The organism is Paenibacillus sp. IHB B 3415, from assembly GCF_000802655.2.
Classification (GTDB): domain Bacteria; phylum Bacillota; class Bacilli; order Paenibacillales; family Paenibacillaceae; genus Paenibacillus_AQ; species Paenibacillus_AQ phytohabitans.
The window spans coordinates 40,105-65,312 of the sequence record NZ_JUEI01000005.1 but is presented as its reverse complement, the minus strand read 5'-3'; the positions used below and the strand labels follow the sequence as shown (position 1 = coordinate 65,312).

At 45.7% G+C, this 25,208-nt stretch carries 20 protein-coding genes; 18 read left to right on the top strand and 2 right to left on the bottom strand.

Translation table 11 applies throughout. The annotated features are described in order from the left end of the window. Window positions 1-198 precede the first annotated feature (198 nt). The 17 genes from QW71_RS02910 (at window position 199) to asnB (ending at window position 21,455) form a co-directional block, all read left to right on the top strand. Window positions 199-927, top strand: coding sequence for a response regulator transcription factor (locus QW71_RS02910; RefSeq protein ID WP_039293024.1), 729 nt, complete (start codon window positions 199-201; stop codon window positions 925-927). Window positions 928-1,131: 204 nt separating this feature from the next. Continuing rightward, window positions 1,132-1,791 carry a sensor histidine kinase gene (locus tag QW71_RS36820; RefSeq protein ID WP_235441367.1) on the top strand — a complete coding sequence of 220 codons (660 nt, stop codon included), beginning with the start codon at window positions 1,132-1,134 and terminating at the stop codon, window positions 1,789-1,791. Continuing rightward, window positions 1,788-2,444, top strand: coding sequence for a response regulator transcription factor (locus tag QW71_RS02900; RefSeq protein ID WP_039293022.1), 657 nt, complete (start codon window positions 1,788-1,790; stop codon window positions 2,442-2,444). Before QW71_RS36820 ends, QW71_RS02900 begins: the two co-directional genes overlap by 4 nt. Window positions 2,445-2,717: 273 nt before the next feature. After that, a complete protein-coding gene (locus tag QW71_RS02895; RefSeq protein ID WP_039293019.1) occupies window positions 2,718-4,070 on the top strand; it encodes a cytochrome ubiquinol oxidase subunit I in 1,353 nt (450 codons plus the stop codon). Beyond that, window positions 4,067-5,083 (top strand): cytochrome d ubiquinol oxidase subunit II, encoded by a 1,017-nt coding sequence (locus QW71_RS02890; RefSeq protein ID WP_039293017.1) that lies wholly within the window; start codon window positions 4,067-4,069, stop codon window positions 5,081-5,083. The genes QW71_RS02895 and QW71_RS02890 overlap by 4 nt, the downstream gene beginning before the upstream one ends. 15 nt (window positions 5,084-5,098) lie before the next feature. Beyond that, on the top strand, window positions 5,099-6,856 hold the full coding sequence (gene cydD / locus QW71_RS02885) for a thiol reductant ABC exporter subunit CydD (RefSeq protein WP_039293014.1): 1,758 nt from the start codon (window positions 5,099-5,101) through the stop codon (window positions 6,854-6,856). Then, a complete protein-coding gene (cydC, locus tag QW71_RS02880; protein ID WP_039293011.1) occupies window positions 6,849-8,570 on the top strand; it encodes a thiol reductant ABC exporter subunit CydC in 1,722 nt (573 codons plus the stop codon). The genes cydD and cydC overlap by 8 nt, the downstream gene beginning before the upstream one ends. A 228-nt stretch (window positions 8,571-8,798) precedes the next feature. After that, on the top strand, window positions 8,799-10,169 hold the full coding sequence (locus QW71_RS02875; RefSeq protein ID WP_039293009.1) for a nitrous oxide reductase family maturation protein NosD: 1,371 nt from the start codon (window positions 8,799-8,801) through the stop codon (window positions 10,167-10,169). Continuing rightward, window positions 10,166-10,726, top strand: a complete 561-nt coding sequence (locus tag QW71_RS02870) for a nitrous oxide reductase accessory protein NosL (RefSeq protein ID WP_039293005.1) — start codon at window positions 10,166-10,168, stop codon at window positions 10,724-10,726. Before QW71_RS02875 ends, QW71_RS02870 begins: the two co-directional genes overlap by 4 nt. A gap of 2 nt (window positions 10,727-10,728) precedes the next feature. Next, window positions 10,729-11,550, top strand: coding sequence for an ABC transporter permease (locus QW71_RS02865; RefSeq protein WP_200905879.1), 822 nt, complete (start codon window positions 10,729-10,731; stop codon window positions 11,548-11,550). Beyond that, entirely contained in the window at window positions 11,543-12,262 is a 720-nt protein-coding gene (locus QW71_RS02860) for an ABC transporter ATP-binding protein (protein WP_039293000.1), read from the top strand. The genes QW71_RS02865 and QW71_RS02860 overlap by 8 nt, the downstream gene beginning before the upstream one ends. After that, window positions 12,259-12,786 carry a redoxin domain-containing protein gene (locus tag QW71_RS02855; protein ID WP_039292997.1) on the top strand — a complete coding sequence of 176 codons (528 nt, stop codon included), beginning with the start codon at window positions 12,259-12,261 and terminating at the stop codon, window positions 12,784-12,786. Before QW71_RS02860 ends, QW71_RS02855 begins: the two co-directional genes overlap by 4 nt. Before the next feature lie 31 nt (window positions 12,787-12,817). Then, window positions 12,818-14,011, top strand: a complete 1,194-nt coding sequence (locus QW71_RS02850; protein ID WP_052769853.1) for a hypothetical protein — start codon at window positions 12,818-12,820, stop codon at window positions 14,009-14,011. 869 nt (window positions 14,012-14,880) lie between these two features. After that, window positions 14,881-16,875 carry a penicillin-binding protein 2 gene (locus QW71_RS02845; RefSeq protein WP_047013581.1) on the top strand — a complete coding sequence of 665 codons (1,995 nt, stop codon included), beginning with the start codon at window positions 14,881-14,883 and terminating at the stop codon, window positions 16,873-16,875. 279 nt (window positions 16,876-17,154) lie between these two features. Beyond that, the gene (locus QW71_RS36815; RefSeq protein ID WP_052769852.1) at window positions 17,155-18,054 is read left to right on the top strand and encodes a C39 family peptidase; all 900 of its coding nucleotides are present in this window, start codon (window positions 17,155-17,157) and stop codon (window positions 18,052-18,054) included. Window positions 18,055-18,078: 24 nt separating this feature from the next. Then, the gene (locus tag QW71_RS02835) at window positions 18,079-19,401 is read left to right on the top strand and encodes a D-alanyl-D-alanine carboxypeptidase family protein (protein WP_235441366.1); all 1,323 of its coding nucleotides are present in this window, start codon (window positions 18,079-18,081) and stop codon (window positions 19,399-19,401) included. 185 nt (window positions 19,402-19,586) lie between these two features. Continuing rightward, the gene (gene asnB / locus QW71_RS02830) at window positions 19,587-21,455 is read left to right on the top strand and encodes an asparagine synthase (glutamine-hydrolyzing) (protein WP_039292995.1); all 1,869 of its coding nucleotides are present in this window, start codon (window positions 19,587-19,589) and stop codon (window positions 21,453-21,455) included. Between the two features lie 12 nt (window positions 21,456-21,467). On the opposite strand, the gene QW71_RS02825 is transcribed toward asnB, so the two are convergent. Together QW71_RS02825 and QW71_RS02820 are read right to left on the bottom strand one after the other, a co-directional pair. Continuing rightward, on the bottom strand, window positions 21,468-22,874 hold the full coding sequence (locus QW71_RS02825; protein ID WP_039292993.1) for a cell wall metabolism sensor histidine kinase WalK: 1,407 nt from the start codon (window positions 22,872-22,874) through the stop codon (window positions 21,468-21,470). Continuing rightward, the gene (locus tag QW71_RS02820; protein WP_235441365.1) at window positions 22,861-23,610 is read right to left on the bottom strand and encodes a response regulator transcription factor; all 750 of its coding nucleotides are present in this window, start codon (window positions 23,608-23,610) and stop codon (window positions 22,861-22,863) included. Before QW71_RS02820 ends, QW71_RS02825 begins: the two co-directional genes overlap by 14 nt. Window positions 23,611-23,825: 215 nt before the next feature. On the opposite strand from QW71_RS02820, the gene QW71_RS02815 reads away from it, so the two are divergent. Beyond that, window positions 23,826-25,184, top strand: a complete 1,359-nt coding sequence (locus tag QW71_RS02815; protein ID WP_306766018.1) for an MATE family efflux transporter — start codon at window positions 23,826-23,828, stop codon at window positions 25,182-25,184. Window positions 25,185-25,208: the final 24 nt, after the last annotated feature.

Below are 25,208 nucleotides of genomic sequence, written 5' to 3'. Positions count from 1 at the left end.
TAGCCGGGCATCCGTACCAAGAAAGAGTGCCAAACAAACAGCTTAATTGCGTTAACGAACTCGAGTATGTTCATAGATTAGATATATTTTGATTTGGGATCATTATATTCATAGCTCCATTGAGCCATGTTGAGTATTTAAAAAACACGTATGCTTAATTTTAGATATAAAGGAGGCTAGGAAGGAGGAGTAGCGCAAATGGAGAATGTAAATTCAAACTATAATATACTCATCGTGGATGGTGACAGGCAAGTCCGTAAGTTGCTGCGTGTTTATTTTGAACTTGAGAAATATAATATAGAGGAAGCCGAGCAGGGAGCAGAGGCGTTATATAAAGCGCTGAGAACTCGCTATATTATGGTTATATTAAACTGGCAGTTATCCGATACCAGCGGGGAAGAGCTATGCAGGCATTTCAAGCTGATAGGAACCGCCCCGCTAATCATGTTTATAGGCAAAGCGGATGAGAACGAACGGATACAGGGATTTATGGCCGGTGCAGATGATTTTATTGACAGGCCGTTCAGTCCTAGGGAGGTTGTCGGACGAGCCAAGGCAATGATTGGCCGGGTTGCAGGAGTTGTGGTGCCCCAGGGAGCTCAGTCGCATGAAGAGATAACGATATCCTCCATTACTATTAATCCCAGAGCAAGAAGAGTCACCGTGAAAGGGAAAGAAATTCACTTCACTCTAAAGGAATATGAGCTTTTCTATTTTCTGGTCAAGCATGAGGGTGAGGTCTTTTCCAGAGAGAATTTACTGTTAAAGGTATGGGGCGGAGATCATAAGAGATTCGCGGATCATCGTACAGTAGACACTCATATTAAACGGGTAAGACATAAGCTATCGGGCGCATTCTCTGAACGAAACGGAATCATTCAAACCGTATGGGGTTACGGATACATGCTGAGCTTTAAATCGATGTGAACATATCATTAAGGAGGGGAATATGCAAATGACCTATAAACAGATTAAATGGATGATTCTTTTAATTCCTACGTTTACGGTCGGGGTATGGGAATATATCAGGCATCAATTTTTATTACCTTATATTTCTATGGAATTAGGAAACTGCTCACACCGTTGATAGTTTATCTGGTAAGTATGACCCTGCTTAATAAGATGTTTCGTATGCTGGAGCACATTCAAAAGGAGCTTGAGGTGGAACGTAACGCAACGACCGTCCTCGAAGCCAGAGAACAGCTGGCCAAGGAACTACATGACGGAATTGCGCAATCGTTATTTCTGCTCTCCGTCAAAGTAGACCGTCTGGAAGAACATGTGGTGGATAAAGATCGGCACCTCCAGGACGTGCAACAGATCCGTAAAACAGTCCACGAGGTAAACCGGTATGTGCGCCAGGCCATAGCTGATTTAAAGTATGAGCCTATGGAAGATAAATCGATTTTATCTCATGAATCTATGGAGTCTAAGTTGAAAAAAATGGTAGTGGACACTCCTGTGCAATTTAGTGTGAATTGGTCGATACAGGAAAGTATGTTGTCCCCGAAAGAAAAAGTTGAACTGCTTGCCTGTGTTCGGGAGGCTGTCGTCAATATAGAGAAGCATTCAGGGGCTACACACGGCTGGATTGTGGGAGAAGGAGACCCGCACCGGTTCAAGGTTATGATTAAAGATGATGGACGGGGATTTGTAGACAACCTGTTTAAGGACCGTTTCGGATTAAATATCATGAAGGAAAGGGCGGAGGAGATGAATTGGAAAATGGAATTTCGTCGGGATCATTTGTACACTGCAGTAGAATTAACGAAAGAGGGTGAGGGCAAATGAGGCACACGCGTGTACTGGTTGTCGATGATCACATACATGCAAGGGAGGCTATCTGTGATATTTTGTCCCTTGACCCAAGCTTTGAAGTAGTTGGGGTGGTGAGTAATGGACAGGAAGCCATAGAATTCACCGCAGAGTGGCTGCCGGATTTGATCCTGATGGATATCCAGATGCCCGGAATGAACGGGCTTGAGGCTACACAGAAAATCAAACTGATGTTCCCCTATGTGAAAATTGTAATGATAACAGTGTCAGATGACCTGATTCATTTGCTGGAAGCTTTAAAGCGGGGTGCCCAAGGATATCTCTTGAAGAATCTTGCACCTTCAACCTGGATTGAATATTTGCACTCTATAGTCCATGAAGAAGCGCCTTTAAGCCGGGAGGTCGCGTATCAAATTCTGAAGGATGTCTCCTTATCTGCTGTCAAGGAACCGCAGGTAAACTTAACGGCCAGAGAGCAGGATATTTTGAATGGGGTAGCCACGGGCTGGACGAACAAAGAAATAGCTGAGAATTATGGAATTTCGGAATATACGGTGAAGAATCACCTTAAGAATATTCTGCAAAAGCTGCAGGTACAGAATCGCGTTCAGCTTACACGCTATGCACTGGAAAAAGGGCTTATTTCGGACGATTACAATCGTCTGTAGTAAGTCCTTTTTTATGGGTTTAAACAGAAACTCCGATAAGCGTGAAATATTTTTGAAGTGACATATGTCACAATTCATTCATAAAATAGCGTGTTTTCACAAAAAAGACGCACTATAGAAGAAAGTTAGACACATTGCCCCCCTCGTTTGGGCCATACAGAGTTTCGCTAAACTCTTTATACTTGTGAATTAAAGCACAGCAGAGTGAAGGAATAACAAAGCGCTTCTAGAATTTGCTGGGCTTCATTCGCAAAATTGAGGGGGGATGTATTCGTGATGATTGATACAGTGATGTGGAGTAAATGGCTAACAGGAATGACGTTAGCATTTCACACCATTTTTTCTACGATTGGTGTCGGTGTCCCATTGATGATAGCCATTGCCGAATTCGTCGGGATACGGAAGAAAGACCATCATTACACTCTGATGGCCAAAAGATGGTCACGCGGATTTATTATTTCAGTAGCTGTTGGCGTAGTGACCGGAACGGCGATTGCCTTGCAGCTTGCGCTTGTCTGGCCGAAGTTCATGCAGATCGGCGGGAACGTAATCGCCCTTCCCTTATTTATGGAGGTTTTCGCCTTCTTTTTTGAAGCCATTTTCTTGGGGATTTATTTGTACACCTGGGGGCGGTTTCGCAACCCGTATATTCACTTGCTGCTGACGATTCCCATTGTCGCCGGGGCAGGCATGTCCGCAGTATTCATCACGACGGTGAACGGATTTATGAATCAGCCCGGAGGCTTTGTAATGGAAGCCGGACAATTCACGGCAGTTAATCCGCTGGAGGTAATGCTCAATACGGCAACGCCTTCGAAGGTATTCCATGTCTTAACCTCTGCCTACTTGACTGGCGCTGCTTTGCTTGCGGGAATTGCGGCTTACACTATCCTGAGAAGGGGAGTCTCAGCCTACTCCAAGAAAGCCTTGAAGCTGATGATGACCGTTGTTGTGGCGTTCAGTCTGCTGACAAGCCTGGCCGGAGACATGTCAGCCAAGTTTCTGGCGGAGCATCAGCCGGAGAAGCTGGCGGCAGCAGAATGGCACTTCGAAACCGAACGCGGCGCAGACTTGATTCTGCTGGGCTGGCTTAATGCAGAGAACGAGATTCTGGGGGCGATTCACCTTCCGAAAGCGCTAAGCTTCCTGGCGTTTGGAGACTTTAGCGCTGAGGTCACGGGTCTTGAAGAGTTCCCGCCTGACGAACACCCGCCGCTTATTGTCCACTATTTGTTTGATTTTATGGTTCTAAGCGGAATGGTTATATTGGGGATTGGACTGCTGTACTTCCTCTTCCTGTTCTGGAAGAAACGAAATGAACTTAACAAGTGGCTGCTCAGATCCATTGTCTTTAGCACATTTCTGGCCTTCCTGGGCATTGAATTCGGCTGGTTCTATGCAGAGCTTGGCAGGCAGCCTTGGATTGTCCGTGGATATATGCGTGTAGAGGAAGCAGCCACAACATCGCCGAATGTGAGGATTCTCTTTTTCCTCTTCCTCCTTCTTTATGTTGTAATGGGGACTATGTGTGTCATTGTACTTAGACGGCTGTTCCACAATAATCCTCCAGAGGTCGAGCTGAACAAGCTGGCACAAGCATCTATAGAAAAAGGTGAGCAACTATGATCAGCTATGAGCTGGCAGGTATTTCAGTGCTTTGGATCTTTCTGTACGGATACTTAATTGTAGCGTCTATTGATTTCGGGGCCGGATTCTTTGCCTTATATGCCCGCTTGACGAAACAGGATCACCTGATTAACCGGCTGATCTCCCGCTACCTATCGCCAGTCTGGGAGATTACTAATGTATTCTTTGTCTTCTTCTTTGTGGGCATCATCGGATTTTTTCCCGACACGGCTTACTATTATGGCTCTGCGCTGCTTGTTCCCGGAAGCATCGCCGTGATTCTGCTGGCTGTACGCGGCTCCTTCTATGCTTTTCAGAACTATGGCTCGAAGCAGAACATTATATATCTGTTTTTATACGGGGCCACAGGTTTACTGATTCCGGCTTCTTTATCGGTGGCACTGACGCTGTCTGAGGGCGGTTTTATTATAGAGAATAGCGGAACGGTCACATTAGCCTATTGGACGCTTTTGACAAGTCCGTTGTCATGGAGCATTGTAGCACTCGCCATCGTGTCGGTGCTGTTTATCAGCAGCTCGTTCTTGGCCTACTACGCTTCAAGGGCGGAGGATCAGTCCGCGCTCAAGCTGATGCGTACCTACGCCCTGTTTTGGAGCATACCAACGATCATTGCTGCATTTACGGCATTTGTTTTTCTTTCCCAACACAATGAGCGTCATTTTCATAACATGATGGATTTGTGGTGGCTGCTGGGTTCGTCTGTTGCCTTTTTCATGATTGCTACATGGCTGCTGTACTACGGCCGCCTCTACGGATTGGCCTTTATCTTTGTCATGCTCCAGTTTCTCTGTGCCTTTTTTGCATACGGGATAGGGCAGTATCCTTATATCTTGGACCCCTATATTACCATTCAAAGCGGTGCCACGAACGAATCCATGGGGATTGCGCTGGTGGTAGCCTTTATCGGCGGTCTGTGTCTGCTGGTCCCGTCTCTCATTCTGGTCTTCAGATTATTCCTGTTTGATGCGGAGTATGTAAAAGGCAAAAAATAAAGGAGGGGAGTTATCATGAAGAGGAGAACCGGTCTGATCTCAGAGTATATGTCTACACAAAGGAAACGCCGTGCTCTATTAGCAGGCTTCTCGCTTGCACTCGGTGTAGCCATAACATGCCAGGCCGTTCTGCTCGCGGAAGCCGTTGATAAGATTTTTGTAGAACGGGTATCTGTGTCATCGGTGGCTGTTATCCTTGGCCTGTTACTGGCTGTCATGGCTGCGCGTACGCTGCTATCTTATGGCAACGGATTAATCGGCTTGCACATGGCTGCTGATGCCAAGACAACGATGAGGGCCAGAGTGCTGCGGAAGATGACCCAAGCTTCAGTACCCTCGTCACTTCGCGGGCAAACGGGCGGCAAGGTAAGTGTAGCACTGGATGCGGTGGATGAGGCGGACAGTTATTTCAGCCAGTACATGCCAAGAATGATGGAAGCTGCGATCATACCCGTGCTGATATTAATCGTAATCTTTACCCAGCACAGCAATTCCGGATGGATCCTGCTGTGTACCGCACCCTTTATTCCGGTATTCATGATTCTTGTCGGGCTGCAGACCAAGAACAAGGCAGAGGAGAAATTCGCACAGCTCGCCGGGTTCTCCGGGACCTTCCTCGACTCTCTTCAGGGGCTGGTCTCGTTGAAGCTGTTCGGCCTTGCCCGCCGCCAGCAGCAGGAGATCGAACGCAGCAGTCTGGGGTACCGGGATGCGACCATGGGGATTCTGCGGGTTGCCTTTACCAATACGTTCATGCTGGAGTCGATCGTTATGCTGGGCCTTGGCATTATTGCGCTTGAGCTGGCGCTTCAGCTTCTTGTCTTTAAATCTCTTTCCTTTCATACTGCGTTTCTGATCCTGCTGCTGGTGCCTGAGTTCTTCAATCTGCTGAAGAACACGGGCACTGCTTTTCACAGCGGCCGCACCAGCATGGGAGCCCTTCGTAAAGTGGAAGAGATGCTTGCAGAAGCAAAAGAAGAGAGCGCGGCAGCGGATCAGCCGGAAGCATACGAAGGGGGCTTGCACCGGATGCCACCTACTATTGAGCTGAGGAATATCCGGTTTCAATATGCCCCGGGTATGTTCGGGCTGTCAGTGGGTTCACTATCCATACAGCCGGGTGAGCAAATCGCCATTGCCGGCAAAAGCGGGTCCGGCAAAACCACGCTGCTGCATCTCATTGCAGGACTGCTTAAGCCGGCGGTGGGAGAAGTACTGGTGAACGGACGACTGCTGACACAAATAGAGGAGACTTCTTGGTTTGAACATGTCAGTTACATTACTCAGCACCCGTATATTTTTGCCGGTACGTTGGCTGATAATATTGCGCTGGGCGCTGGCAGGAACGTCTCCAGGGCCCAAGTCGTTCAGGCGGCGGAAGCCGCGGGACTTGCTTCTGTGGTGGCTAAGCTGGAACAGGGCTACGATACCCTGGTAGGTGAAGGAGGGCGGGGATTGTCAGGCGGCGAGAAGCAAAGGCTTGCTCTGGCACGTGCCTTCCTGAAGCATCCGTCGGTGATTCTATTTGATGAGCCCACGGTGGGATTGGATCTGCATACCGAACGCGTATTGCAGCGGTCTATAGCTGAACTTGCCGGTCAAGCTACGATGATTACCGTGGCTCACCGCCTGTATACGATCCGCCAAGCCGACCGCATATTGTTTATGGACAAGGGAGAAATACTGGACTGCGGAAGCCATGATGAGCTTCTTGAGCGACTGCCCCAGTATGCTGAAATGGTGAAGGCGGGAAAGGGGAAGCAGCATGAATGAGCTGGCTATTTTGACCAAGGCCATGCTACAGGAACGGAAAGATATTGTTATGGCCATCATTGGAGGATTCATTGCCGGAATAGCGGGGGTATGCCTCTTTGCAACTAGCGGATATCTGATCTCCCAGACAGTATTTGCCCCTCCGCTATATACCTTGATTGTGCTGACGTCTCTCGTGAAAATACTTGGTCTGGTGCGGGCGGCCGCGCGATATGCTGAACGCTTGTATACCCATCGGGCGACGTTTTCGATGCTCAGCCGTTTGCGGACCGCTTTTTTTGCCAAGCTGGTTCCGTTGACTCCGGGAGTACTAAACCAAAAACGAAGCGGAGATCTCCTCTCACGTATCGTAGGCGATATAGAAAGCTTGCAGCACTACTTTCTGCGAGTCGCCTATCCTCCGGTCATTGTCGTTATGGTGTTTTTGGCCACGGTTCTGTTTACTTCTGCCTTCTCCGTCTGGATTGCCTGTTTGTTTGTAATGGGGATGCTGGCAGCGGCATTTGTGGTTCCGGCCATTGTTATGCTTGGACAGAGGAAGAACCAGGGGCGTGTTCGAGAGCAACGCTCGGCGCTTTCCACGGAAGTGACGGAATTACTTTACGGTTTCCGCGATTTAAAGGTGTACGGGCAATTGGAACAACGCGGAAAGCAGCTTGAGTCTGCCTCTGCGGCATTGACGGCTGAACAGCAGGCAGCAGCACGGCATTTGCTGCGCGGGCAATCGCTGCATGTATTTGTAACTTTTCTGATCTCATGGAGCGTGCTGACCCTTGGCGCCCTGCTGATTGTGGAGGGCTCGCTTGCCGGTGTGTTCCTTGCCATGCTGGTCATGATATCTCAGACTGTGTTCGAAGAAGCTGCGGCAATGGCGACACTGCCTGCATATAAGCAGGATAGTGAGCATGCCGCCAAGCGGCTTGAGGAGACCGTTAGGGCAGCTGATCTACTGGCAGAGCAGCCAAGCGGAAAAGTTCCTGCCGATCAGGCCGTGTCCATTGAGCTGAGCGGTGTATCTTTTCAATATGAAGATGAATGGCGTCCGGCACTCAAGGACGTATCTCTCCATATTCCGTCTGGATCTAAGACTGCCATTGTCGGGCCGAGCGGTTCAGGCAAAACAACCATTCTCGAATTGCTGCTTAAGCTGCGTACACCGGCGGAAGGACAGATTCGGTTAAATACAACTTCGATTCAAGATCTGGATGAAGCAGGCCTATGGCAAGCTGCCAATGTGGTACTCCAGAACAGCCATTTCTTCCGGGGAACCCTGCGTGATAATCTGCTGCTGAAGGAGGAAGCTCATTCCGATGAAGCGTTATCGGCAATGCTGAATAAAGTGCAGTTGCCGGATAAGCTTCTGGATGACATGGTTTATGAGAAAGGAGAGAACCTGTCGGAGGGGGAAAAGCAACGCCTGGCCCTGGCCCGTGTAATGCTAAGGACAGGAAGGTTATGGCTTCTGGACGAACCAACCTCTTCACTGGATTACATTACCGAGCAGCAGGTACTCAGGCACTTGCTGGCCCAGGCGGCAGACGATACGCTTATTCTAATCAGCCACCGGCTGACCGGCCTGGAAGCGATGGACCAGATCTTGGTCATGGACCATGGACAAGTTATTGAAGCAGGCAGTTATTCAGATTTAATGAAGCAAAAGGGCTATTTCTATGAAATGAAACAAATTGAGCTGCAAATGATAGAGGGAAGCTGAGGATGCTGAAATGCGCAAATGAAACTTCTGATCAGCGGCGTTTGAGTATGACATAAATCACAAATAAGACACAAATATTTTCGTGGATAGCTACATTGAGCTATAGGCAATGATCTACCTTTTATTTACACTAAAAGCGTATTCATAAAGGGCTCGCGATGGTAGATCCTGCTGGACCTAATGTATGTTATGCTATAGAAATTTCGCGGTACAGTGGGGGGGTGAATAATGTTTATAAACAAAAGGAATCATCTTTTAAGTGTAATTAAAGTTCTACTTTTAATGATGGCGGGCTTGTTATTCATAAGCTTGTACCATTGCAGTACTATCAGTGCAGAGACAACTGCAGATGCGATTCCGCTGCAGCCTATTATCGATGCGGCTCGCAGTGGAGAGGTTATCATGCTGGCTCCGGGAACTTACTCAGGACCGGTTCACATTGACAAGAGGCTTACAATTAACGGAAACAACAACAGGGCCACTCTGCTGAACACGTCTGCGGAGGGACAGATTGCAGTGCTGATCCGTGCAGATGGTATACAGTTGACGAATATGAATATTCAGCAAAATAATGACGGAGAATCGGCTGCTGTGCAAGTTGAGGCCGACAGGGTTACTTTATCGGGTCTGGCGGTTCATACTGCTGGCTTTGGCATTGTACTCCGAGAAGCGAACAGTGGAGTGATTACGAAGAATAAGATCCGCTGGTTTATTCCGAAAGGAGCTGCACCAGGGACAAGAGGCAATGGTATTGATCTCTACAACTCTCATGGCACTGAGATTAAAGAGAACGAAATCGCTTATCTGCGGGATGGCATCTATCTAGAGAACAGCCGCAATACGGTAGTAGATCAGAATAAGCTCTCCTATTTGCGGTATGGTGTACACTGCATGTATATCAATGGATCTAAGATCATCAACAATGTGGGGGAATATAACATCACCGGCGCAATGGTGATGGGCGTGACCGATGTTGTGGTTTCTGGCAACTCTTTTCGCAAGCAGAGCCAGAATGTCCATTCTCAAGGAATCTTACTCTATGATGTGCGTACCTCAAGTATTGTCAACAATGCTGTAGAGGGAAACCGAGTGGGAATCTACGTGCAGCAATCCTCAGACAACATTCTTCAGAACAACCTTGTGCTCAGGAATTATATCGGAATTCAGTTTGAGGATGCGGAAGGCAACCGTTTTCAGCGGAACGGGTTTGTAGCCAATGTCATTGAGGCACAGGCGACCGGAAGCAGAGACAACGAGATGAACGGGAACTATTGGGACTCATTTGAGGGGCTCGATCTTACAGGCGACGGTGTAAGTGATCTTCCATATGCCATAAATCCGTTCTATCAGCAATTGATTTCCAATAATGCAGCCTATCAGCTTTTTTTTCAGTCACCGGGTATGACATTTTTAAGCGATATGTACACAACCGGCAAAAGCCAGTGGTCGACTGATCCGGCGCCGTTAATGCAATTGGCGGCAGGTGCGGCTACGGTGGGGCAAACAGAAGGCGGGCAGGGTACGGTTATGGTAGTGGGCTGGCTGCTGCTGTTTTTATCAGTAATTTCAATCATTTACTTGGGGGTATTGAGGATATGAAAAAATGGAGTGCGATTTTAATAGTGATGCTGGGTTTGCTGGTCCTTTCAGCTTGTGGTGGTGGGAAGAAATATGAACCTTTGGCAATAGACGAAGCCGTTGATATTTGCGTCATTTGCAACATGCAGGTTAAGGACGATGCGTTTGCCACACAATTAACTACAAAAGACGGGAAAAATTATAAGTTTGACGATATCGGCTGCATGAACGAATGGAAGGAAAAGAATGGAACCGAAGATATCGGAATGGATTACGTCCGAGACTACAACGACAAGGAATGGGTTGAATTCAGCAAAGCGAGATATGTATATGATGAGTCTCTGCGCACACCTATGGCCTATGGGGTTATCAGCTTTAAGGACGAGACGGCTGCCGAAGCCTTTGTAAAAGAACAAGGTGTGGGAACGGTTTTGACTGCCTCAGATTTAGCTTCCCATGAATGGAAGCAAAATACGGATATGATGAATATGGATATGAACGGCGGGGAGGGTCATATGGACGAGCATATGTCTGAGGATCAGGAAGGCATGAATACAGACAAAGAGACGGATATGTAATGATAGCAGACATGCTGCAAGTAGCCCGCCGAGAACTAAAAATAGGATTTCGTAATCCCTGGTCTTATTCGTTTTTGGGTCTGTTCTGCACATTCAGCTTAAGCTTACTGCTGATTAATTCACAGAATGTGGTTGAAGGCTATACGGCTGTTACTGGCTCCATGCTTAGCCTTATTCTGTACCTGCTACCGCTCATGACCTTGTTCCTGGGTTCATTCTCGCTAACCTCGGAAAAAGAAGAGGGTAGCTGGCAGCTGTTATCAACCTATCCTATCGGGACGATGTCATTTGTTCTGGGCAAATATATGGGACTTGCCGCGGTGCTGCTCATCATAGTTGCTTTTGGGTATGGGCTCATGGGATTGATCAGCGGGCTTCTCGGCATGGCTTTTGATTCCGCTACCTATTTTCTGTTTTTGGCATTTTCCGTGGGACTTGTATTATTGTTTCTGACGATTGCCTTATTTATCGGATCATTGTCCCGCAACCGTTGGCAAGCCCTGACGATCTCCGTCGCCATATGGTTTTTTGCAGTTATCGGCTGGCCGAGCTTTCTGATCGCCGGTCTGGGCTTGGTGCCCTATCTCTGGGTCAAGCCTTTGCTTGTGGCTTTCACCATTCTTAACCCGGCAGAGCTTGTCCGTCTATTCGTTGTCATTAAGCTGGGCGGAGGTTCAGTACTGGGGCCTGAGTATTATCAGTGGATAGAATGGATTGGGAAATCGGGCGGCTCTCTGCTGTTTATAGGGGTATGTCTCATTTGGATACTTATCTCTATTCTGTTAGTTTATTGGATATGGGAAAGGGGGCGTTCCCGTGGATAACGCTTTAGTAAACGTCAGCGGAATATCCAAGGTCATCAAGAAACAGACCTTAGTGGAGGAGATCAGCTTTCAAATCCCTTCTGGCAGCATCCTTGCCCTATGTGGCGGCAACGGGGCAGGAAAAAGCACGGTTCTGCGCATGATTGCTGGTATTCTACAACCGACAACAGGTGAGATTTCCGTCAATGGTCTTCACTGGAGGGAGTCTCGTAAGAAATTCTCCACACAAATTGGATATATGCCGGACGACTATCAATTCACACAAGGTTTGTCCGCAGAAGAAACACTGACGTTCTGGGCAGCGCTTCGCAAGGTTCCTAAACGGAGAGCCAGAGTCGAAGAAGTCCTTGCCTTGGTGGGCCTTGAGGACAAACGCAACCGTCTGGTAAGCACGTTCTCTAAAGGCATGCGGCAGCGAGTCTTATTTGCCCAAGCGCTGCTGGCTAAGCCGCCGCTCCTGATTATGGATGAGCCGACGAATGGTCTTGACCCTTTCTGGATGAATGAATTTGTAAACCTGCTCCAAAAAATCCGGGAAGAAGGGCACACCGTGATTTTCTCAACACATCAGCTGGAAATTGCAGATAAGGCTGCCGATCAGATTGTTTTTCTGAACGGAGGAAGAAATGCTGGTTCGGGCAAAGCCGAAGCATTCCGCGCAGAGTATGGTTCTTTGTATGCTGCCTTTAAGCATAGTCTGGGGCTGTCATGAGACTGCGCAGAATTGTTGCTTTGCTGCTTGTTGGCGTCATTGCCGCGGCAATCGTCTGGGTATTCATTAATCATTCCAATCAGGCTAGGGTTGAGGGGATTGAAGAAGGAGCTTCCGCTCCAGATTTTAAGGTTATGACGTTGTCTGGCGAGGAGGTCAGCTTGACAGAACACCGTGGGAAAGTAGTGCTGCTCAACTTCTGGGCTTCCTGGTGCAAGCCGTGCATGCAGGAAATGCCGTTGCTGAATGAAATACATCAGTCCTCCAATTCCCAAATAGAAACCTTGTTTATAAATGTTGGAGAATCTAAGGGTACGGTATCTGAATATATGAAAGAACGCCAGTTTTCGTTCCCTGTCGCTATTGACGTTACCGGTAAAATCTCGACGGCCTTTGGAGTTACTGCACTTCCCTCTACCTTCATTATTAATGAAGAGGGAGAGATTGCAAAGATTAGGCTGGGCGAAATCGACGATTTCACCTTGCTGCAGCAATGGCTGGCGGATGCGAAGGGTACACAATAATGCAGTTGCTTCAAAGAGCGCTGTAACAAATATGAAGAGTTTAAAACAGACTATGCCGCTCTTAGGACCAATTTTTAAGGAATATGGAGTTGAAGTTAATAAGATTGAAGATGCTTTGAGTAACATAGCTGAAATGGATAGGCAAACTAATGAGCTTGTTACGATTCCAGACAGATTTAATACTTTTTTTGCTGAGCATGGTTGGATAACATACAGAATGATGGATTTTGATGTTGCGAAGGAGGCTGTGTCAGAAGCTGAGGCAGGGAATTTTAAAGGTGCGTTAGAACTCATACTACAATATTATAACGTTGATACAATACGATTCCAGTTAAAACGTCTAAATTCAATTATAGCATTTAGACCACGAATGGAACTAGCACTTAAAGCATTAATCGACTATGAAGAGAAACGGTATCATGCATGTGTTCCGGTTATACTGGCTTTAACAGACGGCCTCGTAAATGAACTTCATGAAGATCATAAAGGAATTTCGGCAGAATCAACTAAATTAGAAGCTTGGGATTCCATCGCAGCTCATAGCCAGGGCTTAGGGAAGTTGGTAAGAATTACACGTAAAGGCCGTCGCAAAACTACAAAAGAAAAAATTACACTACCGTATCGAAATGGAATTCTGCATGGAACTGACCTGGGTTATGATAATGAAATTGTAGCTGCAAAAACCTGGGCCCTCCTCTTTGCTGTTGGCGAATGGGCTGCAAAGGTTGAAAAAGGCGAGATAATCTCCCCTAAAGACAAGCCGGAGGAGTCACTATTAGATATAATTGAAAAAATACAAGAACTAGATAATTCTAAGAGAGAACTTGAAAGTTGGCAACCTCGCGAGGCAATCTCCCTTAATCCCGATTTATTTAAGGAACATACTCCTGAGTATGTACTAAATAAATTTCTTAATTACTGGATGCAAAAGAATTACGGGAAGATGACTACAATACTACCATATAGGGTTTTTGATTCAAAAACGGCACCTTTAAGGGTACGTGAGCACTTTAAAAGTCAGCTACTGATTTCATACAAATTTATTTCAATTCAAGATATTGCTCTTTCTAACACGACTATCTCTATTAAATTACAAATTGATGAGTTTGGGTGCCAAAAAGAGAAGATTCATGAATTTATAATGATCTGTGAAGATGATCAGAGTCATTCTGTTAGTCCTAAAAAATCCGGAAGTAAGTGGGGAAGTTATACATGGCATGTCTGAATTTCATAGGGGATCTAAAAATTGGTTTACAATTTAGTGGGTTAAACATAAATGAATTATAACGATAGATGTATTCATTGAATTAATATACTTAGTTATGAATAAATACGCAATGGTATGAATATTGTGAATAATATACAAAAAGCATGCATGATTCATAATTGCTCTTTTTATCAGTATAAGTGAAGAATCCTTTAGTAGTATAAAGCGTTTGGTATGCTTCTGTCACTTTTTCTGAAACGTTGATTGTTGAAATAACAAGCATTTCATGTTGAATTTTCTCACTTATTTTGCAATATCACACTGACTGTGAAATTCCATAATTAAATGGAATTGTACCATAATTCGTTGGACAAGAATTCCATAATTAAATGGAAAATGAATATTTATGCATCATATATTTTCACCATATTCATACATCAATAAGCCCAAACCTTTGGGGTTTGGGCGAAGCCTTATTATGTTAAAAAAAGAATTTTTCTGTTGCATTACAATAAAGTTTTGTTCTAAAAAAGCAAGAAACAAACTACGCAAACAGTCCCGATGAGATGTTTAGAGACAATACTGTTATGAAGTAGACATTATAGTTGTGAAGCGGTCTGTAAGAAAAAGTTGGCACAACAACCCAGACATCATGAGCTGTCCTGAGATTTCAGGACGGCTCATTTTTATTTAAGAAAACATCTTCTGCCCCGATCTTCACAATATCTTCAAACCCATCACTTACACTTGGAATTGAGGTGACGAATTTGGCCTTTGAGGAGGATGATCGAAGATAAGGTTCCTCAATGCTCACTTTGAAGGAATCACATGCATGGCTAACACCTCACAATGATTTCAAGAATACTAAGTTATAGTGAGGTTATGAAATGGTAAGGCTGAACTTCAAATTAAAAAATACAATGAATTCAAAAAACAATTTGCATCTGCGCATTAATATTTTTTTCTTTGGCTCTTTTCTTATGTTCTCGGTATTACTTATCCGGTTGGCTACTCTGCAGTTTGTGGATGGTCCGTTATTAGCACAGCAAGAAAGCACCAATGTTGAAAAAAATACGCCCTTGCTTCCTGTACGTGGTACCATTTACGATTCAACCGGGATAACGAAACTCGCTTACTCTGTGCCTGCATATTCTTTATATATTACTTTGTATAAGAACTATAGTGAACCGAACGGAAGTACAGCAAATCCTAACCGAGAAGAGATTGTAGAATTAGCAGAGAAACTGAGTATAGCCTTCGAAAAATATAAGGCTCCAGGGACTGAAGCATTGACTGCTGATGAAATAATCGAGGTCATGGATCTGGAGTATAAACAAGCACTTGGCTATACCCCTAGACTCATCAAGAGTGGTCTATCTAATCAAGAAATTGCCTATTTCATGGAGAATGCAAAGGAATATCCTGGCCTAACTGTAGTGGAGGAAACGGTCAGGAAATACGATTCGGACACCGTGGCCGTCCAAGCTATCGGATACCTGAAGTCTTTCAAGACATCAAAGACCCTAGCTAAATACGAAGAAATAAGTCAATCCAATGCAACCCAGGCAGACCCTGGTCTCATCTATTCAGAACTGGAAGAGGTAGGTGTAGCAGGTCTGGAAATGCAGTATCAGGAGTACCTCCGGGGGAAAAATGGTTATCTGCAAATTCCAATTAACGCCATCAATCTACCAGAAGAGGGTTCTATGGCTACCACACAACCGCCCGTTAAGGGATACGACCTTATTTCAACTCTTAGCAAATCTGTTCAAGTAAAAACCGAACAAGCAATTCTTGATCAACTTGACTGGCTGCAACGTACACCAGTATCGGGGAAACTTCATCCCAACGCCAAGACAGGTTTTGCGGTAGCTATGGAAGTGGACACGGGTAACATTGTGGCGATGGCAAGTATGCCGGATTACGATTCGAATGATGCATGGGACTATGAAAAGATAAAGTATATTTACCGTAATGGAACCGTTGAGTCGTTTCCGCAGAACGATACCGGGCAAAATCCAGAGTCAACGGTGTTATTAGGTTCAACAATCAAGCCGCTAAGTGTTTTAATTGGTCTAAATGAAAAACTGATTACTCCTAATACATCATATATGGATCAAGGTTATGCCGAGTTTGGAGGAGATAATACAAGAGTCCGAAACTCAGGTAGTAAAGCTCTAGGGCTCTTGAAACCTGAAACAGCGATTAAGAACTCCTCCAACGCTTTTATGGTTGATCTAATCGGTGAAAAGTTATGGAAGAAGTATGGGGACGATGCGGTCGACGTGTGGGATAGGTATATGAAGGAATTTGGTTTAGGTGTGGAGACAGGTGTAGATTTGCCTAGAGAATTTAGAGGCTTAATTGAATATAATCAAAAAAATCAGGCTGCGCTTACGAGTCTGGCATTCGCATCTTTTGGACAACAAGGGAAATATACGGCTATGCAGTTGGCTCAATATACAGTGATGCTGGCCAATAAAGGAAAACGAATGGAGCCTCATTTGATAAAGGAGATCCGGGATTCTAATGGGAATATCATTGAGACTACCAAACCCGTAGTATTAAATGAAGTATCGTTTAGTGATAATATATGGAATTTAGTTCATAGGGGAATGTCAACAAATGTAGATGCAGCTTTCCAAGGCTTCACTTATGATTTTGCCAGAAAGACAGGGACATCCCAGCAAACCATTTATAAGGATGGCCAAGCCATTAATGTTGAGAATGGAGTATTCATTGCATTTGCGCCTAGAGAAAATCCAAAACTTGCCGTAGCAGTTGTAGTACCAGAAGGAGGTTATGGTTCGTCAAGTGCAGCACCCATCGCGCGTAAAATTTTTGATGCTTATGATGAAGCGTTCGGACTGACCGGTAAGTAACATAACATGCTCTCATGAAAACCGCGTTTATCGCGGTTTTTTTTTAAGAAAAGATGTTGTAATCATTCCTTCACAATATCTACAAAATGAGGAGTTACCCTTAAAGGGTGCAATTACTAAAAAAACAAAGATGGGTGGGTTCATTTGTCAAAACGGAAAAAGAATCATAACGCTTCGCTTCATTTGATACTGTTGCTTATTGTTATCCTCTCAGTTATCACCATTAATCGTCTCCTTCAGGATCAAAGGCCCCAATTACCACAAAGTGAAGCTTCGCCTATGATTAAAGAAGAGAATTTTGCTGTATACAGCGGATCTACCGTCACGGGCAGCTATACTACGCTAAGTGAAGCTATTTCCAGTGCCGAATTGCTCCAGTTAGCTTCTGTTCGGGAATCCGAAACGGATACATTGCTATGGGATAATTATGAGACCTTTTTGGTGTACCAGAATGAAATCTTAGTTGCTGATTTTATGGAATATCCAGAGGCCGTACAATACGCCAGGAATAATCAGGGGACGAGTGTTTCCCTATCAAGTAGTGAAAAAATAATATGGAATGCGGATAAGCTGCCCAATCAGGTATCTCCGATAGATGCAGTGTTAATCAAGCAAATGCCGGAGTTACCGCGCGGGTGTGAGGTGACCAGTCTTGCCATGCTCCTTAGTCACGCAGGAATTGAAGCGGATAAAATGACCTTAGCCCAGCAAATTCGCAAGGACCCGACAGTGTATAAGCGGGTCAATGGAGTGACTACCTTCGGTAATCCGTATGATGGTTTTGTCGGTGATATGTACTCCTATGACCGTCCGGGATACGGTGTTTACCACGGCCCTGTCAGAGAACTGGCCGAGAATTATCTGCCCGAGCGTATCATTGATATGACGGGCAGCAATTTTGAAGACATGCTGTATGCTCTGGTGCTGGGAAAACCCGTATGGGTTATTGCCAATACCTACTTCACCTCATTACCGGATACGATGTTCGAGCAGTGGGAGACACCAAGCGGCTCTTTGAAGATCACCTATAAAGAACACTCCGTGCTCCTGACGGGCTATGACGAAGAGTATATCTATTTTAATGATCCGCTCGCAGAAGTGAAGGACCGCAAGGTGAAGATAGCCTCGTTCCGTGAAGCCTGGGAACAAATGGGCAGACAAGCAATTACGTATTCATAATGAACAATAAGGGAGTGCATCCGGGTGTTAACCAAAATGATTTGTCAGAATGTATTTAAAGTTTTCCTGTTTTTCAGCTTATGGACGTTGCTTTTTACAGGAATGGCGGCTGTAGTTTCAGCAGCATCGGATTCAGTCGCTGTAAGGGCACCAACGATTTCTCTTCAAGCCAAGTCGGCTATTCTGCTTGATGTGGAGACCGGACAAATCTTATATCAATCCGATGCAGATATCGCTTATCCGCCTGCCAGCATGTCTAAAATGATGACAGAGTATATTGTGCTCACTGAAATCAAGAGCGGCCGGTTAAGCTGGGAGGATCAGGTGACCGTTTCAAAAAGAGCCCAAGATACGGTGGGTTCCAAAGTTTTTCTTGCCGAAGGCGATACGCATACAGTTAGAGAGCTGTTTACGGCAATGGCGGTAGGCTCGGCGAATGATGCTTCGATTGCCCTGGCTGAACATATCGCCGGGAGCGAAGAGGCTTTTGCCATGCGAATGAATGTTACCGCCAAAGAGCTTCAATTAACGAAAGCCCAATTCATTAATGCCACTGGTTTAGGGCGGATGGACATGAGTGAAGAATACCGTCCAGGTGGCGTCGAAGGAGAAACTATCATGTCCGCTCGGGATGCCGCATTTCTGGCGCTCGCCATTCAACGTGAACATCCCGATTTTTTTGAATTCTCCAGTCTTCCATCCTACCAGTTCCGGGCACGGGATACGCAGCCGATCATAAATTATAACTGGATGCTTGAAGGGAACTCCTCAGTGACTTCGCTCCGCAGCTATGCTTATGAGGGACTGGACGGTATGAAAACAGGCTATACCGACCAAGCCGGTTACTGTTTTACGGGTACGGCGGAGCGAGATGGTACAAGGCTTATTAGTGTAGTTATGGGAACGTCATCGGAGTCTATGCGCTTTACTCAAACACGAAAGCTGCTCGATTTCGGATTTAACCAATTTGAACGTAAGGTCGTTCTAACAGAGAAAGCAGAGCTGGAAGGCTTTGAGAGCGCAGAAGTTTACAAAGCCAGAGATCAGGCCGTAAGTCTGGAAACTGCAAAAAGTATCACGCTAATGACTGTTAAAGGAGCAACACCTGAGCCTACGGTTTCAGTGAAATTCCTGGACGAGAACGGTAGAACAGCACCTATTGCGAAGGGAGATGTTCTTGGGACGGCTACCATTACATATAGCAATGGGACGGGACAAGACATTGAAGCTGTAGTGGATCTGCAGGCCACTGATGACGTGGAAAAGGCTGGTTGGTTTACCTTAATGCTGCGGGCAATTGGTCGTTTTTTTAATGATCTAAAAGATTCAGTTATGAATTTATTCTAAAGCAATTGCAGGTTGTGCAAGAGGATTTCTGCTCTCATTTGTGTGAGAAGGGATCCTCTTTTATTTGTGCTGTCCGTGAAGAAATTGTGGAGAATAGGAAGTCAAATTGTAATTTAAACATCACGTTTTACCCACACGCGCTCCCTAAAATAAAGTAGAGAAAACAAGTTTAAGGAGCGTTTATCATGTGCGGGATTACTGCTGTTTATAATCGGAATCAAGTTTCTGTACAAGCCCAAATGCTGAAACAGATGACAGAAATCATTACTCACCGTGGACCCAATGATTCCGGCATGCATTTGGATGGACATGTGGGCCTCGGTTTTAGAAGACTGAGCATCATTGACCTGGAGCACGGAGCTCAGCCGATGCAGAATGAGTCGGGTGAGGTAGCACTTATTTTTAACGGGGAAATTTATAACTATCGGGAGCTGCGGGATTCCTTACAGAACGAAGGGTACCGGTTTCGTACCGAGAGTGATACAGAAGTCATCCTCCGTTTATATGAGGCGGAAGGTGAAAGATTCATCAAACGGCTGCGTGGGATGTTCGGACTGGTCATCTGGGATAAAAAACAGGATTTGTTGTTGGCGGCACGAGATCCGTTCGGAATAAAACCGGTTTATTATTGTGAAACGCCCAGCGGAATTATGATTTCCTCGGAGATCAAAGCTCTCCTTGCTTCGGGTAAAATAGATCGGGAAGTGGATGGACAAGCATACTCTCACTATTTAACCTTCCAATACGTGCCGGAGCCAGCCACCATGTTTAAAGGCATTAACAAATTGATGGCTGGGCATATGCTAACGATTAAACAAGGACAGCTCTCAATCAAGCCCTACTACAAAGCTTCATTTTATTCAGAAGATATCCTTTCCTTTTCGGAGCTAGTGGAAGAAACGCGAGCAGTGCTTATGGAATCTGTCCAAATTCACCGGAATAGTGATGTGCCAAGAGGTGCTTTTCTTTCAGGAGGAATTGATTCTAGTAGCCTCGTAGGAATGCTGCAGCGTTTGGAGCCTACCCGAACATTCTCTGTTGGTTTTGATGTTCCCGGATACAGCGAACTGGATTTAGCCCGTAAAACTGCTGCACACCTGGGTACAGAACACTTTGAAGTATCGGTAAGCGCGCAAAGTTATCTAGAGGCGCTGCCCCGGATGCTTTGGCATATGGACGAACCCGTAGCAGATCCTTCTGCGGCAGGCATTTATTTTGTATCCGAGCTGGCTAGCCAATATGTCAAGGTTGTTTTTTCCGGAGAGGGGGCCGATGAGTTTTTTGGTGGCTACAACATTTACCGCGAGCCCTCATCCCTGAAGATGTTTGACTATATGCCAAGAGGGATGCGAAAGGCTGCCGGAGCGATCTCTAAAGTGATGCCACCTGGTATGAAAGGGAAGAGCTTTCTGGAGAGAGGAAGTCTTCAGCTGCAGGAGCGCTTTTATGGAAACGCGAAGATTTTCCTCGATTCGGAGAAAACGGATATCCTGCCGGAGCTCCTGGGGGAGGCCTTTCTGCCGGCACAAGAGGTTACCCTGCCATTCTATGAAACAGCTGCACATTATGACGATATCACAAAGATGCAGCATATTGACATTCACACCTGGCTGCGTGGAAATATTCTGATGAAAGCGGACAAAATGTCGATGGCACACTCTCTGGAGCTTCGCGTTCCTTTTGTGGATCTCAAGGTGTTCGAGCTGGCTTCCCGTATCCCGAGCAAGTACAAAGTGAATAAATCGTCTACCAAGCTGCTTCTACGGGAAGCGATGAAAGAATTTGTACCGCCAGATGTGCAAAATCGCAAAAAACTGGGTTTTCCGGTACCCATCCGGATTTGGCTTAAAAATGAATGGTATCCGTGGGCAAAAGAGGTCATCGGTTCTGCAGACAATATCCCGTGGCTGAACACCAAGAAAGCGCTAGGCATGCTGGAAGATCATCGTGCCGGCAAAGTGGATGCCAGCCGCAAGTTATGGACCCTGCTGGTATTCATCTTGTGGCACCAAATGTACATTGCCTCTCCAGCACCAGCAATAGCGCTACACTAAACCGGCAAATGATTATAGAAAAAGCGGGATATGTACCGAGAAGGTTGCCCCGGCTCCTTCGATGCTCTCCACGGTGATGTCTCCTTGATGCAAAGTGATAATTTCTTTAGAAATGGCTAGGCCCAGCCCCGTACCACCGGTAGCTCTGGATCTCGATTTCTCGACACGATAGAGCCGTTCCCAAATATGGGGAAGTTCACTGGCAGGAATTCCGATTCCGGTATCTTTAACAATAATAACTGCCTGATTATTCTGAATAATGTCTGTAGATATCGTGATTTCACCTCCTGATGGAGTATACTTTCTAGCATTTTCAAGCAAGTTAATCACGACTTGCTGCAGACGCCGTTCGTCTCCACGCACATAGATTGGTGATGGGGAGGGGTGATAGCTGAGTTGAACTCCATGCTGCTCTATGGAATCTGACATGAGCTCTAAAGCATTTTGCATCACCTTATCCAAGGATGTCCGTTCGATTACTAATTTGAAGGACCCTTGCTCCATATTCGCCAGTTCAAACAAGTCCTGCACGAGCCTCTGCAATTGGGTGCTCTGATTGTACAGCAGTTGTAAATATCGTTCCTGATCGGCCGGATTGTGGACCATGCCGTTCTTCAGCACTTCGGAATAGCCCTTCATGTACGTCAGCGGAGTACGGAGCTCATGGGAGATGTCGGCCAGGAACTGTCTGCGCTGCTGCTCGTACTGCTGGATATTGGAGGACATCCGGTTAATCGCATGAGACAACTGTGCGATTTCGTCAGAACCCCGGGGCTCAAGTTTCCAGTCATAGATGCCTTCAGCAATGCGTTTGGTTATTTTGATCATCCGCAGCAGCGGTTGTACAAGCTTACGGGAGACCAGAAGAATAATAAGTGCTGACAGCACAAGCACGACCGCAGCTACGCCTATAAAGGTACCGTTCAATGTTTTAATTGCGGATTGAATGGGGGCGGTAGGGCTGAACATAAATACTCTGCCTATGGTTCGACCTTCAGAGACAATGTCTGCTTCAGTTACGAAATTAGGTTCGTTTTTCCAATCCGAATTCAATACTGGTCCATGAAAATCACTGCTGGTTCCATGTGCAATGAGTCCTTCTACGTAATCGGCGGAGAACAAGGCAAGTCCTTCCGAAGCGCCGAGGACTGCGTTATCCTGGCCCAGAATCAGTAAATGTTTTTCGGTTTTACTTTCCGTAAGGAGAACATGGTTAATCGTAGTCATATCGAAATGCTCGCTTAGAACAGCAGCATAACTCTGATTGCGGTGGATTTGTTCATTCAGCACATCATCCGTATAGAAACGGATAAATAACATATAAAGTACACTTTCAATGCAGAATAGGAGCACCATAAATAAAAGCACCAGGACAGAACCGAGCTTGAGCGGAATACTGTTCAATTTAATTTTTTTCATTACAAATATATCCTGTTCCCCATATCGTTTTGATTACATCGTGTCCAGCTAAGCCGGCCTGAGAGAGTTTCTCGCGTAAGTTCTTGATATGAGTATCGACGGTCCGGTCATCATTTATGGATCTGGTCTTCCATAGCAACTCGAGGATATCTTCTCTCTGAAAGATTCGTTCTTTATGGCTTAAAAACAGCTTTAATATAGAGTATTCCTTTGGAGTCAGGGCTATCTCTGCCTCTTTATATAGAACTTGATGTGTTTTCAGATTCATCTTTAACTCACGAAAGGTTAGCTCTGATTTGACGGGCAAGACGGAATTTGAAGGGACTGGTTGTAGCGTATGATTCTGCACATAATTCTGTCTGCGAAAGATGGATTCCATGCGGGCGATTAGCTCTTGATGCTCAAAAGGCTTGGTTAAATAGTCATCTGCTCCGATTTTGAGTCCAACGACTTTATCCACCGTTTCCTCACGAGCAGTTAACATAATGATGGGAACGGTTGAAATTTGACGGATCGCCTTGCAAACATCAAAACCATCCATTAGCGGCATCATAAGATCAAGGATAACAAGATCAAAATCTGTAGCAGGAATACGGGATAATGCTTCTTTTCCCCCGGCTACAGCTTCGGTCAGATAGCCTTCGGCGTGCAAATAAAGCTGTAGTAATTCACGCATAGGAGCTTCATCATCAACAATCAATATTTTTTTATGAGTTTTGCGGATAAATACGGACACGTGTGTAAACCTCCTTTTTATTGTATTGTACCCTTCAATTTCGAAGGATTTGTGAAGATGTTTTATGAGAATAACATAATTAATTTGAAAAAGTGAAAGAAATCAAGGAATTGTAATCACATCCCGTTTTCGGACTTCTCTTGACAATAACCCCCCCGGGGGGTTAGTTTCTTAATATGTCTATAATCCAGAGAGCTTAGAAGGGAACGATTGATGTGGCTAAGGCAATAGAAATAGTGGATACCATGCCAAAAGAAAAAATAAAAATCATATTGGCACTCGGTGTACCCGCAATGATTGAAAATCTTCTTCAAACGGTAGTCGGGTTTGTGGATACTTTGTTTGTATCCAAAATAGGACTCACTGAGGTTACGGCAGTGGGTGTTTCTAACACCATTTTGAACGTTTATATCGCCATCTTCCTGGCCATTGGTGTCGGAACATCGTCAATGATTGCTAAGCGGGTGGGTGCCGGGAATATGGCAGAGGCAAAACAAATCGCCCGGCAGTCCACTTGGCTCGCTGTAATCGCCGGTGTTTTATTCGGAATCATTACCCTGTTTTTTGCCGAGCCGTTGCTTCGTATTATGGGAGCCGAACCGGAAGTACTCAGCAGCGGAGTTATCTACTTCCGTATTGTTGCCGTGCCTTCGATTTTTATATCCTTGATGACTGTGCTTGGCAGTATCTTACGTTCGGCCGGGGATACAAAGACTCCGATGAAAGTTGGGATATGGATCAATGTTATCCATATTGCACTTGATTATATTTTAATCTTTGGACTTGCGGGTATTCCGGGTATAGGCATTGCCGGAGCAGCGTTAGCTACAGTTATCGTTCGGATCATTGGCTCCATTGCACTATTCCGGTACATCCGAAAATCGCCATTGTCCTTTTCACTTTTTAAGAAGGACCCCAGCGAATTTACCAAACCGCTTCTCCAATTGTCAGGTCCTGCTGCTGCAGAACGGCTCATCATGCGTCTTGGGCAGGTTTTATACATGGGTCTGATCGTCAGAATTGGAACTGAAGTGTACGCTGCACACACTATTGCCGGTAATATTGAAGTGTTCTCGTATATGCCGGGTTATGGTTTAGCCATTGCAGCCACCACTTTAGTTGGACAATACCTGGGAGCGAACCGGCACCGGGACGCATACCTGTTTGGAATATATACTTCTGCCGTTGCAGTTGTCTTCATGAGCTTGGTTGGTGTTCTGTTGTTTGTATTTGCCCCAGTTGCCGCAGCCTGGTTTACCGGAGAACAATCCGTAATCGATATGGTAACTACTGCCCTGAGAATTGATGCCTTTGCCCAGCCCTTCCTGGCTGTAGGACTCGTCCTAGCTGGTGCCTTACAGGGGGCTGGCGACACTAAAAGCCCAATGTACAGCACCGCCATCGGCATGTGGCTGATCCGGGTCATTGGCGTGTACATCTTAGGAATTCAGTTGAACCTAGGTATTGCCGGTGTTTGGCTTTCAATCGCCATTGACTTAGCCATCCGGGCAGTGTTTTTATTCTATCGGTTCCGGAAAAAGGTGGGTGCTGCCCAAGAGGCTGCAGCCAAATAACATAAGGGGAGGAACAAAAGGAAG